The organism is Sorangium sp. So ce887 (genome assembly GCF_051521455.1).
GTDB lineage: Bacteria > Myxococcota_A > Polyangia > Polyangiales > Polyangiaceae > Sorangium.
Genome location: NZ_CP150354.1, coordinates 10,196,986 through 10,209,639, shown reverse-complemented (window position 1 = coordinate 10,209,639; position 12,654 = coordinate 10,196,986). Strand labels below are relative to the sequence as shown.

Here is a 12,654-nt window from a genome sequence, read left to right as displayed (position 1 = left end):
TAGCTGCCTGACACGGGCCAGCGGTGCCCAGCGAGTTACCGGAGGCTCACGCCCGGCCCGAGCGCCAGCGCGACGGCGAACGCGGCGATGAGCAGGACCATCGCTCCGAGCGCGTACCGTCGCATGGGCGCGTCGAGCACGAAGGCGAGGCGCGCCACGCCGACCAGCACCGACGGGCCAAACACGCCGAAATGCCGGACCAGGGGCTCCGGCGCCAGGAGAAGGCACCCGGCCACACAGGCGCTGCTCAGCACGCTGCCGATGGGGAGCGCGCGGCGCGAACGCGGGCCGGAGAAGTAGACGCACAGGGCGTCGGTGATGAGCGGACCCATCGCGGAGACCAGCATCGTCGCGGTCATGGCGTCACGCGCAGCCCCCGTATGAGGGAGCCAGGGGATCGGGATCGCAAAGAGCGCGTAGATGAGCGCACCGGCGGCCGAGAGCGCGACCGCCGGCGGCAGCCACGCGCGCAGGGCGCGCGTGTGCCAGGTCGCCTCGTCTCCCGATCCGCTCGCGCCCGCGACGGCGCGCGCGGCGAACGCCTGGGAGGCGTTCGTGAGGGCCAGGGCAAAGGACCAGTAGAGCACCTGCTGCCCGACCCGATGCTCGCCGATGTACTTCAGATTCACGCTGAGCGAGATGGGATAGACGACCACCGTCGAGAAGTTCGCGATGGAGTGCGGGGCAGCGCGCCGGATGATGAGCATCGCATAACGGGCAGCGCGCCGGAGCCGGGTCGGACGCAGCAGGAGCAGCGCGGGCGAGGCGCCGGCGAGCCCGATGGCCGTCGCGACGGCCCAGGGGCGGCCGCTCAGCGCGGCCAGCATGGACGCGCCAGGCGAGAAGACGAGGAGCACCGCGAGCGCCTGAAGGTATCGGCCCTCGCGCTGGAAGAGCGGCCAGATGCTGGGCGAGGCGGCGGCGAGCAGCGTGCACGCGCTGAAGAACGCGGTGACGAGCCCCGCCGTGCCGCCCAGCCCGAAGGCGAGCTCGTGGGCGAGCGTGCTGCTGAAGGCGATCGCGGCGATCATCGCGAGCGCGCCGCCGGCGAGCGCGCGGCCCGCCCTCGTCGAGAGCGCGCGCGTCCGGCGCGCCAGGAGGGGCGCGAGGCCGGCGGCGACCAGCGAGACGACGACCATCCCTCGCGACGTGTAGTTGGCGAGCGCGGCGAGCGCCGCGGGCTGGGCCGAGAGCGCGAGCACCCACTGGGCAGCGAGCGAGACGGCGCGCGGCAGGAGGACGGCGAACGCGACCCCTGTGCCCCCGTGCATCAGGGCGCGCGGCAACGACGACAGCTTCACAAGGCGCTTCGCTGGAGGCGGACAGAGGCGCGCATGGCCACAGGGGGCGCGCAGTCTACCTACGGCGCGAGCGAAGGCGCCAGGGCCTTGGCCCGCTCGTCGAGGATCCTCTTGCGCAGCTCGGCGTCGTGGCCGCCGCGGCGCTGCAGCAGGCGCTCCAGCGCGGCCGCCGCCTCGACGTGCGCGCCCGCCCCGCCCGCGGCGTCGGCGAGCTTGAGGAGGCGCTCCTCCGTCGGCTCGTCCTGCGCCGCCCGCGCGTAGTAGGTCACGGCAGACGAGTAGTCCTTGCGCGCGACGAGCAGGTCGCCGACCCAGGTCGCCGCCGACGCGCACGCCGTGTGGGAGCTGCACGACGCCAGCATCAGGTCGCGGATCGCAGGGAGGAGCCGCTCGGAAGAGCCCAGCTGCGCCGCCGCGACGACCCGCAGGCGGAGACAGCCGAGCCGGTTGTCGAGCCGCTCGCAGCTCCCCGCGAGCAGCAGCTCCGCCTCCGCGCTCTTCTTGCGCAGCAGGAGGAGCCGCGCCCGCAGCTGGACCGCGTAGAACGAGTCGCCCTTCGACTCTTGAATCGCCGCCGCGTGCGCCTCGATCTGCCGCTCGCAGACGCCCCGCTGCGCTTCGTCGCCTCCCGCGCCGCCGCAGCGGGCGGAGCTCGGATCCTCCAGCATCGCGAGCAGCGCGTTGCCCGCGGCCCAGCGCGCGCCGACGCGCGTCGGAGCGCGCGCGATCGCTTCCTCCGCGCAGCGCAGGCGCAGATCCAGCTCTTCCCGGCGGTCCCCCGCGGCCGCCATCCGCTCGAGCATCTCGACCCCGGCCTTTCCCTCCGGCACGGCCCGCAGCAGCTCGTCCCAGCGCTGGGTCCATTGCCGCGCGAGGCTCGCGGCCGCGCCGACCACGTCGGGATCGTCCTCCACCGCGAGCCGGAGGCTCAGGAGCGCCTGCTCCTTGGCGCCGCGCGACGCGAGCACCTCCGCGAGCAGGAGGTGGGCGCGCCCGTGGCGGCGCGAGCGCTCGAGCGTGCGCTGGAGCCACGGGATCGGGGTCTCGCTCCGGCCCTGCAGCACGGTGACCGCGCCGAGCAACGGGAAGTACGGCTCCGCGGGGTGACGGAGCATCGCCGCGCGGAGCTCCTCGCGGAAACGCGGCCAGCCGGCGCCGCTCGCCGCGCCGGCGTCGCTCAGAGCGCGCAACGCCCGGCGGTCGTGGTCGACGTCGCGCCAGCCGAAGCGCACCATCAGCGCGACGAGCGTGAGCCCGGCGGCCGCGGCGCACGCCGCCGCCTGCCACGGTCGCCACCGTCCGGCGACGGGCTCGTCTGCCGGAGCATCGCGCCGCGGGCGCTCGCGATGGGCCCCACCCCAGAGCGAGCCCAGGGTCGCCGCGAGCGCGATGGTGACACCGGGCACCTCGAGCCCGAGATCGAACAGGTTCTGGAGGAGGAGCACCATGCAGCCGACCCACGCGGCCAGCGCCGCCGTGCTCCCGCGCAACGCGAGCTTGCCAGGGCGAAACGCGAATCCGAGCGCGACGAGCGCGGCCGCCGCGGCCGGAATGCCCCACTCCGCCGCCCACTGGAGCACGAAGTTTTCCGCGTGCGTGAACACGATGTTCCCCGGTGACTGCCGGTAAGCAGGGAACCCCGTCTCGAAGGCGCCGCGCCCGATGCCGAGGAGCCAGTGATCCGCGAGCAGCGGGAGCGTCGAGTAGAAGAACGACAGCTTGTCGAGGTTATCGTCCGCGATCTCCGTGAGGGTGCGGTTCGTGGCGGCGAGCGCGGCCAGCACCGCGCCGCCGGCGATGGCTACGCTCAGCAGCCAGGTCGCCGGGCCCCGCGCGCGGGCGCCCGAGCGCCGCCTGCCGCGCCTCTGCCGCGAGAGCAGCGCGAAGAGGGCGAGGCCGAGCGGCAGCACGAGCAGCCCTCCGCGGGACGACGCGATGATACCGACCCCCACGATCGCGGTGAGCCCGACCCCGGCAACCCAGGCCGGCAGGAGCGGCCTGCTCGTGAGCAGCAGCCCGACCCCGGAGAGGATTCCGAGGTTCAGATAACCGGCGAGGTTGTTCGGGTTGAGCAGCGGCCCGATGTGCCACGACGCGACCGAGAAGCGCGGCTGATACAGGCCAAAGACCTTCGTCGCGCCGAGCAGCCCGTGGGCGATCGTCGTGAGCGCGGCGAGGAACGCGCTGCCGAAGACGAGGGTGATTCCAAGCTTCGCGCCGTGCCTGACGCCGACGAACGCCGCGGTGATGAAGATGCCAGCATACGTGAGCCATTTCACGGCCTCGACCAGCGTCGCCCCTGGATCGAGCGAGATGCTGGCGTACCGCGGCGCCGCCTCGCCGAGCGGCATCAGGGCGCGCGACCAGACGTCGGCGCTCGCCGGCGAGAGCCTCTCGAGCCATGCGAGCGGCAGGGGCGCGGTCTGCAGCAGCGTATAAGCGGTCAAGCCGAGCAGCGTGAGCACCGGCAGCGTTTTCACAGAAGACGGCCCGTCGGTGAGGGCGCCGGCGCGGAGAGAGAGCGCGGCAGCGATCGCTGTGACCGAGGATACCCATGCCAGCGTGGGCGTATGGACCGCGCCGATGGCGAGCACGGACCCGGCGACGGCGGCCCCGAGCAGCCATGGGATCACGCGCTCGGCGAGCGGCGCCGCGGCGCCTCCTGGTCGGCCCCACGCCGCGGCGCCCACCGAGCGCCGGCGCTCCATGGGCGACCTCGGCTTCGAGCGTGTGTAGTCCGGATCCACGGCCCGCCAGGGTAGTCGATCTTCGTCGCGAGCGGACGAGATTGACCACGGCATTCAAGGGCTCGATCTGCGCGCGCTGCCGGGATTGACGATCTGGAGGGGTGGGTCAAGGCACTCATCGAGTTCGCGCCCAGCTACGCCTCTGGCGAGGAGCTCGCCGATATCGACGCTCGCGCGTCTGCCGCGGATGCCGCTCGCGCGGCCGCGCCGCTGGTGTAGAGTGCGCCGCGTGCTCACGATCTCGGCACATCCTCTGCTCGAAGCCGCCGCCTTCGTCACGACGTTCCCCGCGCCGCTCGGCGAGCTGCCGGTGAGCGACGCGCTCCGCGGCCTCCTGTCCGACAAGGCCTCGGCCCCGTTCCGCTCGGACGACGCCGTGCGGTCGGCGGTCCGCGATCTGCTCCGGCACGGCGGCTACAAGCCGACCGGCCGGGGCAAGCCGGCCTCCGAGTACCTCATCCGCGCCGCCGAGGCGGGCTCGCTGGCGACCATCAACGCGGCCGTGGACGCGTGCAACGCCGTGTCGCTGCACACCGGGCTGCCCATCAGCGTGATCGATCTCGACCGCGCAAGGCCCCCGCTCCGCATCGACGTCGCGCCCGCCGGCGCCCGCTACGTGTTCAACGCCTCGGGGCAGGAGATCGACGTCGAGGGGCTCCTCTGCGTCTTCGATGCAGAAGGCCCGTGCGCCAACGCCGTGAAGGACTCGCAGCGAACGAAGACGCACGCCGGGACGACGCGCACGCTCTCGGTCCTCTGGGGCAGCCGCGCGCTGCCGGGCCGCGCGGCGGAAGCGGCCGCCTGGTACAGGGAGCTGCTCGCCGGCGTCGGCGCCGCGACCTCGGACGCGCCGGTCGCGGCCTGAGCCGCCCGGAACGCGCGGGCTGCTCAGCCAGCGCGCACGCCGTCGCGCTCGGCGAGCGGCGCGCCGCCGGCGCGAGGCGCCCTACGGCGCCGGCGCAGGCCGATCGACGGGCGTCGTGACCACGGTCTCGTCCTTCTCGGTGAGCCACACCCAGTTGTCGACGAGCCCGGTCGAATCGAGCTCGTGATCGCCGGCGTCGTACGCTCCCCACCGGATCTTGATCTCCTGGTTCGGCTCCACGGGCGCCGAGGTGACGAGCCAGCCCGTCCCAGCGCGGCTCTCGAACCCCGTCCCGAGCAGCTGGCTCGTCCCGCTCGTGCACGCGTACACCCGGACGTCGAGATCGCAGGGCGGGCCGCCCTCGCAGGCACAGACGTCGATCAGGGTGTTGTTGATGCTCATCGCGTTCTTCTTGTCGTCGAAGAGGATGTGCCCATCGATGAGGTTGGCTGGCCGCGGCGTGAGGAGGGCGACGAAGTAATCGTTGAAATCGTTGCAGGCACGCGGCCAGTCGTAGGTGAGATAATAGCTGTTGAACGCGAAGCCGCGGACGTTCGACGGGACCCGGATCGTGATCTCGATGGCGGTCGGGTCGGACGGCTTCGCGGGCACGAGACCCTCGCAGCCATGCGGGTCCTTCGGGAAGCCCTGGGGGAACTCGCCCTCGTACTTCTTGTTGAACCCCACCGGGCTCTCGAAGCCCTCGTCGTCCTGCTGCCGCGCCGTGCCGCTCGAGAGGGCGAGCAGCCGCGCGCCTGCCTTCGGCGGGACGTTGCGCCCGAACCCGGGCAGGATACCGTGCCCGAGGTGGAAGTTGGCGCGCTGCTCCTCCCCTTCCGGGGGCGGCGCGCCGTCGACCATGACCCAGGCGGCCGAGACCACCCCCCAGTCGCCGGGCCCGGACGACATCTTGCACAGCTCGGCCGCCCTTGCGGCGTTGAGCGGATCCTCGTCGTCGATCGCGATCCCGTCGTCGCACGGCGCGGGCACGTTGTCGGCGAAGCCGTCGCAGTCGTCGTCGACAGGCTCCGGCGCGGCGCCCCCTTCGCCGCCGACCGTCGCGAGCTCCAGCGCCGCCGGGTTGACCAGCGCGTTGCAGTCGTCGCAGTCGCCGAGGCTCTCCGTGAAGCCGTCGTCGTCCGCGTCGTCGTCCGGCGAGCCGCCGCAGTCCGCGCCCCCGGCTGCCCCCGCGCCCTCAGGCCCCGTGGTGGTGGTCACCGCGTCGGTCGTCGCGGGCGGCGGTATCACGTCGGCGCCCGAGGTGCTCCCGGCGCCGCCCTCCCCGCCAGCGGCGAGGCCGCCCACCGGTCCGATGTTCCCGGTGCAGGCCACGCCCATGCATCCCGCCGCGGTCATGAAGCTCAAGAAATTCAACCAACGTGTCATCGGTGCTCCTCGAGGTCGCATGGAACCAGGGCGGTTCAGGGCGAGCCGGCGATACGGGAGTCGACGATGATTTTATCAGCAGAAGCCGCAGCAACAGTCAGCCCATCCCGGCGAAGCGCGGTGCTTTTTTGTGAGTCGGATTCGCACATCGTGGCAGCGGCTCCCGGGACAGGCGCCAGCGTCCAGCGCGTTTCAGGGGAGGCGAGCCGCAGCGACAGATCGTCGACAAAGCAGAGAGCGCCGGCGCTTTTACAGCGCCGGCGCTCTCTGTCCCCGCGAGGGACGTGGGCCGCCAGAACTTGCTGCCCCGCGCCACCTGCGCCGGGCGGGACGTTCTGGACGATCAGGCCTGGGCGCCCACTTCCTTCTTGCTCTTGCGCTTCGACTCCTTCTTGCCGGAGCCGTTCACGGTCACGGGCACCGCGGAGAGCGTCGGGCGCAGCAGATCCTCGGCCATCTTGGCGGCGCGGGTCGTCTTCTCCCAGCTGAACTCGTCGCGCCCGAAGTGACCGTACGCCGCCGTCTTGCGGTAGATGGGCTTCAGCAGGTCGAGCTGCTCGATGATCGCCTTCGGCCGCATGTCGAAGTTCTGCATGATGTACTTCTCGAGCACCTCGTCACCTACGCGGCCGGTGCCGAAGGTGTTGATGTGCACGCCGACCGGCTGCGCGACGCCGATGGCGTAGGCGATCTGCACCTCGCAGCGCGAGGCGAGCTTGGACGCGACGACGTTCTTCGCGACATAGCGCGCGTAGTAGCAGGCGGAGCGATCGACCTTCGTCGGGTCCTTGCCGCTGAAGGCGCCGCCGCCGTGCCGGCCCATGCCGCCGTAGGTGTCGACGATGATCTTGCGGCCGGTGAGGCCGGCGTCGCCGAACGGGCCGCCGACCACGAAGCGGCCGGTCGGGTTCACGTACACCTTCGTGTTCCGATCCATCAGCTTCGCCGGGATGCTCTTCTCGATGATCATGCTCCGCACGGCGTCGACGATCGTCTTGTGCTTGACCTCGGGGCTGTGCTGCGTCGACACGACGACGGCGCTCACGCGGATGGGCGTGTACTCCTCGTACTCGATCGTGACCTGGGTCTTGCCGTCGGGGCGCAGCCAATCGAGCTTCTTCGACTTGCGGAGATCGGCGAGCTTCCGGGCGAGGCGGTGGGCATAGGTGATCGGGGCGGGCATCAGCTCCGGCGTCTCGTCCGTCGCGAAGCCGAACATGAGCCCCTGATCGCCGGCGCCCTGCTCCTTGAAGAGGCCCTCGCCCTCGGTGACCCCGCGGGAGATATCGGGCGACTGCTTCTCGATCGCCGTGAGCACCGCGCAAGTCTCGTAGTCGAAGCCCATCGAGGCGTCGGTGTAGCCGATGTCCTTGATTGTGCTGCGCACGACGACCGGCATATCGACCCACGCCGAGGTCGTGATCTCGCCGGCCACGACGGCCATGCCCGTCTTCACCAGGGTCTCGCAGGCGACGCGGGCCGTCGGATCCTTCTCGATGATGCCATCGAGAATCGCGTCGGAGATCTGGTCGCACACCTTGTCGGGGTGACCTTCGGTGACGGACTCGGAAGTGAACTGGTAACGGCGCATGAATCGCTCCTTCGGCGGGCTCGAAAACGGATCTCTCGCATAGTTCGAGCGCGGGGAACCGTCAACGCGGGCCGCGGCCGGTCGGGGACAAAAGCGCCGGCCGGACGCGCTGCCGGCTGGGCCGGCCCGCGCGGCCCGAGCGCGATGTCGGCGCGCGCTGCTGCCTGGGCAGCACGTGGCCTGCCGGCGCGCCTCCGTGGCCGGCGCCAGACGAAGGAGCTGCGCCGCCGACGGGGATCTCGCCGGGCGGCCCGCGAGATCGGGCGATCGCGGCGCGTCCGCCTCCCGCTTCCCGTCCTGCGCACTCCCGGAGGCGCGTCTCCAGCGGCTATGATGCCACGCATGACGTTCGACGAGATCAAGACCTGCCTCGAGCGTGAAGGCTGGGCTGTGGAGGTCGTGTCCACCGACACGCTGCGCAGCGACTTCCAGGGGGCCGAGCGGTCCTTCCCTCTGTTCGTGCGGCTCTCACCTCCCTTCGTCGTCTTCGCGGTGATCCCGTTCGTGCGGCTCCCGATGGATCTCGAGGAGGGCGACGCGATCGTGCGGCGCCTCCTCCAGCTGAACCGCGAGATCAACATGGCCAAGCTCTCGGCCGACGAGGAGGGCGACGTGATCCTCAGTGTCGAGTATCGCCTCCAGGACCTCGATCCGAGCGAGGTGCGCGACGCCGTCGACGTGCTCTCCTTCTATGCGAACAAGCACTATGCCGAGCTCTTGGAGCTCGCCGCGCCATGAGGCGCCCGCCGGCGCGTCATGGCACGATCTGCTCTTCTCTCGGCTTGAGCCCCTCGTGCGCCTTCAGCTCGCTGCGCACGACCCGGACGCGCCGCACGTCGCCCCCGCGCACGACCGTGATCTCGACGGCGCTCCCGACGGCGCCGCGGAGCCGATCGCGCAGCTGGGCCGACGAGAGATCCCGGACGTAGACGCCATCGATCATCACGAGCTCGTCGCCCGGGAGCAGCCCGGCCCGCTCGGCGGCGAGCCCTCGCGGCACGTCGCGCACGTAGAGCGCCTGCGACTCGTTGTCTCTCCCCAGGACGGCCCCGATGGATCCCACGCTGGCGGTGCAACCGGCGGCCATGAGGAGGAGCGCCGCGCTCCAGGATCTGCTTGCCACGGCGACACCATAGCGCCCCCGGGGCCTCCCGTACGCCCCTCGACCAGCGCAGATCAGATAAAGCAGCTGATCCGGGAGGAGACATCGCCGCTCACGCGCTTCAGCGTCGCGCTCTGGGCGATAAGGATGCTCCCGTGAACGAATCGCGGGTCCTTGACGAGCTCGACCTTCCGCGACCTGGGCGCGTCCCGGCCGATGCGCCCGCCGCGGCCGGCGGCGAGCAGGAGCGCCCTCATCGGCGCGCTTCGGCCGCGAACCGGGCGGCGAGCTCCGGCGGCGTCTCCGCGACGCGGCCGATGCCCTTCACGGCGCCGCCCTCGACGAGGGCGAGGACCATGACCGGGCCCGGCTGCACGAGCGCGGCCCGCAGCGACGCGTCGAGCGACTCGACGGAGTCGGCGCGGTGCGTGGCGCGGTAACCGACGGCGCTGGCGACGGACTCGAGCTTCACGTCGCCCGAGATCGTCCGCTGCCCGCCCGTCGAGGCGTGGGGGCGGTTGGCGAGGACGACGTGCAGGAGGTTCGCTGGCCGCTCGCTCCCGACGCTGGCGAGGGCGTTCATGCCCATGAGGACGTTGCTGTCGCCGTCGAGCACGAAGACCCGCTTGCGCGGCTGCGCGAGCGCGAGGCCGAGGCCGATCGACAGGCCGAGCTCCATCGACCCGATCATGTAGAAATTCGAGGGCCGGTCCCGCGTCGCGTAGAGCTCGCGGCCGATCATGCCGTTGCAGCAGACCACGAGGTCGTCCTCCCCGACCGCCGCCGTGAACACCGCGAGCGCTTCGAGCTTGTTCATTCGAGCACCCCCGCCGGGACGATGAGCGCCGCCGGCCGCCTCGTGGAGAGCATGACGTCCTTCGCCCACCGCACCTGCGGCCCCATCGGCTCGCTGGCGCAGAGCACGCGGTGGGGGATCTTCATGAGATCGAGCAGGGGAAGCATGATCTCGCCCATCATGACGTGCTCCGGTTCGTCGTTGCCGCCCTCGCCGCGCCAGGAGATGACGAGGAGCGTGGGCACCTCGTACATCGTGCTCAGCGAGGCCAGCGCGTTCACCGAGACGCCGAGCCCGGAGCTCTGCATCAGGACCATCGGCAGCCGGCCGCCGAGCCAGGCGCCGACGGCCATCCCGATCGCGCTGTCCTCGCGGGTCGCCGAGATGTAGCGGGCGCCCTTGTCGCCGTCGAGCAGCGAGGCGAGGCCCTTCAGGAGCGAGCAGGGCACGCCCGCGAAGAAGTCGAACCCCGCCTCCTTGAGCGCGGCGACGAGCTCGGGCGCGTACGATCTGCCTGAACCGTGAGACATCAGCTCACTCCTTGATGAGCGCCCAGGCGCGACGGTAGTCCTCGAACGAGTCGACCTCGAGCCACCCCTGGGTGACGTCGATCCCCTGCACGTCCGCGCCGCGGTCGAGCTCCTGGAGCAGGTCGGTGAAGCTCCGTTGACGGCGCTGCCGTGGCTGTTGCTGCCTTAACACCGTTGGCCAGCCCCGCCAATGCCGGGGCAGCTTCAGCCGTCGCCGTCGATCACGCCGCGCAACCGGACCAGCCCCGGGCCGGCGCGGAGCACCGCCTGGCAGGCGAGGCGGAGGCGCGGCGGGGCGCCGAGGCGCTCGAGCCGATCGCGCTCGCCGCGCGTGGGCGGCTCGAGGTGCTGCTCCCCCTCGACGACCTCGACGCGGCAGGTGGCGCAGCGCGCGTCGCGGCACGAGAACACGACCGGAGCGCGCGCGTCGTCGCAGACATCGATGAGCCTGCCCGCCCCCGCCTCCGCGGAGACGGCGGGACCGAGCGCGCTGGCCTCGAACACGACCGTGGGCATCGCCGCTTCCTCCTGCACCGTGACCGCGGGGCCACCGCCCGAGCGGCGGGGGCGCGTCGGCTCCCGGCGCTGGCGCCGAGAGCGCATTTTCGCGGGCGTCTCCACGCACTATACGACGGGCGCATGACGGATCGCTGGGACGCAATCATCCTCGGCGGCGGGCCGGGTGGGTCGACGCTCGCCGCGTCGCTGGCCAGGCTCGGCCGCCGGGCCCTCGTGCTCGAGCGGGAGAGGTTTCCTCGCTTTCACATCGGCGAGTCGTTGCTGCCGCGCTCGCGCGAGATCTTCGAGCGGCTCGGGCTGGACGAGAAGCTGGACGCGCTCTTCCTCCGCAAATACGGCGCCCGGTTCCTGTGCTCGTCGACGGGGCGGATGCGGACGTACAGCTTCGCCGACGCGTTCGAGCCGAAGTTCGAGTTCGCCTACCAGGTGCAGCGCGACGCGTTCGACCAGCTGCTGCTGCGGCACGCGGCGGAGCTCGGGGCGGAGGTGCGCGAGTCGTGGGAGGCCGTCGAGGTGCTGTTCGACGGCTCCCGCGCGGTCGGGGTGCGCGCGCGGCCTCGCGCTCGGTCCGGCGACGCCGCGCTCGCCGACTCGAGCGACGCCGTCGAGCTCCGCGCGCCGGTGATCGTGGACGCGACGGGGCGGGATACGCTCCTCGCCTCGAGGATGCGGCGCAAGGCGCAGGTGGCCGAGCTCGACAAGACGGCGCTCTTCGCCCACTACGAGGGCGTGGTCCGCGAGGAAGGGATCCACCAGGGCAACATCCAGGTGGTCATCTTCGAGCACGGGTGGTTCTGGTTCATCCCGTTCCGCGGCGAGGTGACGAGCGTCGGCGCGGTCGTGTCGTCGAGCTGGCTCCGGAGCCGGAGGAAGGGGGAGAGCCTGGACGAGCTCTTCGATCGCGCCGTCGCCGAGAGCGTCTGGGCGCGGGAGTTCCTCGCGAACGCGCGGCGCACCAGGCCGGTGGGAGCGCTCGCCGACTTCTCGTACCGGATCGATCAGCTCGCCGGAGACGGCTGGCTCTTCGTGGGCGACGCCGGCGGTTTCCTCGACCCGCTCTTCTCGACGGGCGCGCACCTCGCCATCAAGGGCGCCGATCTGGCGGCCACGGCGATCCACCGCGCGCTCGAGGCCGGGGACACCTCGCGCGCCGCGTTCGCGGGCTACGAGGCGGAGGTCCGTTACGCCGTCGATCTCTTCCTGGGCGTCGTGCAGGGCTTCTACAAGGGCCACTTCCGGGAGACCCTGTTCGAGGAGAACCAGCGGCCCACGATGCGCAAGCTCATCACCAGCATGCTCGCGGGCGACGTGTTCCACGCCGAGCGGCGCCCGCAGTGGGCGTCGTTCCTCCAGCAGTACTATCCGCCGGAGGTGCCCACCTTCACGTGACGCGCGGCGAGCGGCCCCGCGCGCCGTTCAGCGCGTGGCCGCGCGCTCGGTCAGCGGTCGCAGGCGGCGCGGCCCCGGACCTCGTCGCTCATCTGCTTGCAGGCGGCCGACAGCGCGCCGCGCGCCTCCGCCCTCGCGTCGCCCTTCAGCGCCTCGTCGTCGGCCTCCGCCTTCGCCTCGAGCACGTCGCGCGCGATCCGGATCGCGGCCTCGTGGCCCTTCCTCGTCTCCGCGGGCAGCTTGCTGGCGCAGGCGGTCATCGTGGCCAGGTAGCCGTCGCACGCGTCGACCCCCGTGCTGTCGAGATCGGTTTTCCCGGCCTCGCCGCCGGCCGTGCCGCAGCCGAGGACGGAGGTGCCACACAGGAGGAGAAGTCCGAGGAGTGCTCTTGCCATCGTCGCGCGCCCGGGGCGTCGCCGGCGGCCGGT

General features: G+C 71.9%; 14 protein-coding genes. 3 read left to right on the top strand and 11 right to left on the bottom strand.

Annotated elements, in window-relative coordinates:
* Nucleotides 1-35 precede the first annotated feature (35 nt).
* Together WMF36_RS38185 and WMF36_RS38180 are read right to left on the bottom strand one after the other, a co-directional pair.
* Nucleotides 36-1,301: a hypothetical protein gene (locus WMF36_RS38185; RefSeq protein ID WP_437575756.1), complete on the bottom strand. Its 1,266-nt coding sequence runs from the start codon at nt 1,299-1,301 to the stop codon at nt 36-38.
* A gap of 59 nt (nt 1,302-1,360) precedes the next feature.
* A complete protein-coding gene (locus tag WMF36_RS38180) occupies nt 1,361-4,009 on the bottom strand; it encodes an O-antigen ligase family protein (RefSeq protein WP_437575755.1) in 2,649 nt (882 codons plus the stop codon).
* A gap of 268 nt (nt 4,010-4,277) precedes the next feature.
* On the opposite strand from WMF36_RS38180, the gene WMF36_RS38175 reads away from it, so the two are divergent.
* Complete coding sequence (locus tag WMF36_RS38175) at nt 4,278-4,913, top strand: phenylalanine--tRNA ligase beta subunit-related protein (protein WP_437575754.1); 636 nt, start codon at nt 4,278-4,280, stop codon at nt 4,911-4,913.
* An 81-nt stretch (nt 4,914-4,994) separates the two neighbouring features.
* Here the strand turns inward: WMF36_RS38175 and WMF36_RS38170 are convergent, their stop codons facing one another.
* Both WMF36_RS38170 and metK read right to left on the bottom strand, forming a co-directional pair.
* Nucleotides 4,995-6,299 carry a hypothetical protein gene (locus WMF36_RS38170; protein ID WP_437575753.1) on the bottom strand — a complete coding sequence of 435 codons (1,305 nt, stop codon included), beginning with the start codon at nt 6,297-6,299 and terminating at the stop codon, nt 4,995-4,997.
* Between the two features lie 343 nt (nt 6,300-6,642).
* The gene (gene metK, locus WMF36_RS38165) at nt 6,643-7,890 is read right to left on the bottom strand and encodes a methionine adenosyltransferase (protein ID WP_437481392.1); all 1,248 of its coding nucleotides are present in this window, start codon (nt 7,888-7,890) and stop codon (nt 6,643-6,645) included.
* Nucleotides 7,891-8,232: 342 nt separating this feature from the next.
* On the opposite strand from metK, the gene WMF36_RS38160 reads away from it, so the two are divergent.
* Complete coding sequence (locus WMF36_RS38160) at nt 8,233-8,628, top strand: YbjN domain-containing protein (protein ID WP_437575752.1); 396 nt, start codon at nt 8,233-8,235, stop codon at nt 8,626-8,628.
* Nucleotides 8,629-8,644: 16 nt separating this feature from the next.
* Here the strand turns inward: WMF36_RS38160 and WMF36_RS38155 are convergent, their stop codons facing one another.
* The 6 genes from WMF36_RS38155 to WMF36_RS38130 are packed head-to-tail and all read right to left on the bottom strand — an operon-like array spanning nt 8,645 to nt 10,834.
* Nucleotides 8,645-9,013: a PDZ domain-containing protein gene (locus tag WMF36_RS38155; protein ID WP_437575751.1), complete on the bottom strand. Its 369-nt coding sequence runs from the start codon at nt 9,011-9,013 to the stop codon at nt 8,645-8,647.
* Nucleotides 9,014-9,066: 53 nt separating this feature from the next.
* Nucleotides 9,067-9,249 carry a hypothetical protein gene (locus WMF36_RS38150; protein WP_437575750.1) on the bottom strand — a complete coding sequence of 61 codons (183 nt, stop codon included), beginning with the start codon at nt 9,247-9,249 and terminating at the stop codon, nt 9,067-9,069.
* On the bottom strand, nt 9,246-9,809 hold the full coding sequence (locus tag WMF36_RS38145; RefSeq protein ID WP_437575749.1) for a thiamine pyrophosphate-dependent enzyme: 564 nt from the start codon (nt 9,807-9,809) through the stop codon (nt 9,246-9,248). Before WMF36_RS38145 ends, WMF36_RS38150 begins: the two co-directional genes overlap by 4 nt.
* The gene (locus WMF36_RS38140; RefSeq protein WP_437575748.1) at nt 9,806-10,318 is read right to left on the bottom strand and encodes a thiamine pyrophosphate-binding protein; all 513 of its coding nucleotides are present in this window, start codon (nt 10,316-10,318) and stop codon (nt 9,806-9,808) included. The genes WMF36_RS38145 and WMF36_RS38140 overlap by 4 nt, the downstream gene beginning before the upstream one ends.
* Nucleotides 10,319-10,322: 4 nt before the next feature.
* Nucleotides 10,323-10,490, bottom strand: a complete 168-nt coding sequence (locus tag WMF36_RS38135) for a hypothetical protein (RefSeq protein WP_437575747.1) — start codon at nt 10,488-10,490, stop codon at nt 10,323-10,325.
* A gap of 32 nt (nt 10,491-10,522) precedes the next feature.
* The gene (locus tag WMF36_RS38130) at nt 10,523-10,834 is read right to left on the bottom strand and encodes a 2Fe-2S iron-sulfur cluster-binding protein (protein WP_437575746.1); all 312 of its coding nucleotides are present in this window, start codon (nt 10,832-10,834) and stop codon (nt 10,523-10,525) included.
* Nucleotides 10,835-10,957: 123 nt separating this feature from the next.
* On the opposite strand from WMF36_RS38130, the gene WMF36_RS38125 reads away from it, so the two are divergent.
* Nucleotides 10,958-12,226, top strand: coding sequence for an NAD(P)/FAD-dependent oxidoreductase (locus tag WMF36_RS38125; RefSeq protein WP_437575745.1), 1,269 nt, complete (start codon nt 10,958-10,960; stop codon nt 12,224-12,226).
* A 50-nt stretch (nt 12,227-12,276) separates the two neighbouring features.
* Here the strand turns inward: WMF36_RS38125 and WMF36_RS38120 are convergent, their stop codons facing one another.
* Nucleotides 12,277-12,621, bottom strand: coding sequence for a hypothetical protein (locus WMF36_RS38120; RefSeq protein WP_437575744.1), 345 nt, complete (start codon nt 12,619-12,621; stop codon nt 12,277-12,279).
* Nucleotides 12,622-12,654 lie beyond the last annotated feature (33 nt).

Coding starts and splice junctions, on each gene's coding strand:
- WMF36_RS38170 (WP_437575753.1), bottom strand. CDS start 6,299: ATGACACGTTGGTTGAATTTCTTGAGCTTCATGACCGCGGCGGGATGC.
- WMF36_RS38160 (WP_437575752.1), top strand. CDS start 8,233: ATGACGTTCGACGAGATCAAGACCTGCCTCGAGCGTGAAGGCTGGGCT.
- WMF36_RS38125 (WP_437575745.1), top strand. CDS start 10,958: ATGACGGATCGCTGGGACGCAATCATCCTCGGCGGCGGGCCGGGTGGG.
- WMF36_RS38145 (WP_437575749.1), bottom strand. CDS start 9,809: ATGAACAAGCTCGAAGCGCTCGCGGTGTTCACGGCGGCGGTCGGGGAG.
- WMF36_RS38150 (WP_437575750.1), bottom strand. CDS start 9,249: ATGAGGGCGCTCCTGCTCGCCGCCGGCCGCGGCGGGCGCATCGGCCGG.
- WMF36_RS38180 (WP_437575755.1), bottom strand. CDS start 4,009: ATGGAGCGCCGGCGCTCGGTGGGCGCCGCGGCGTGGGGCCGACCAGGA.
- metK (WP_437481392.1), bottom strand. CDS start 7,890: ATGCGCCGTTACCAGTTCACTTCCGAGTCCGTCACCGAAGGTCACCCC.
- WMF36_RS38140 (WP_437575748.1), bottom strand. CDS start 10,318: ATGTCTCACGGTTCAGGCAGATCGTACGCGCCCGAGCTCGTCGCCGCG.
- WMF36_RS38130 (WP_437575746.1), bottom strand. CDS start 10,834: ATGCCCACGGTCGTGTTCGAGGCCAGCGCGCTCGGTCCCGCCGTCTCC.
- WMF36_RS38120 (WP_437575744.1), bottom strand. CDS start 12,621: ATGGCAAGAGCACTCCTCGGACTTCTCCTCCTGTGTGGCACCTCCGTC.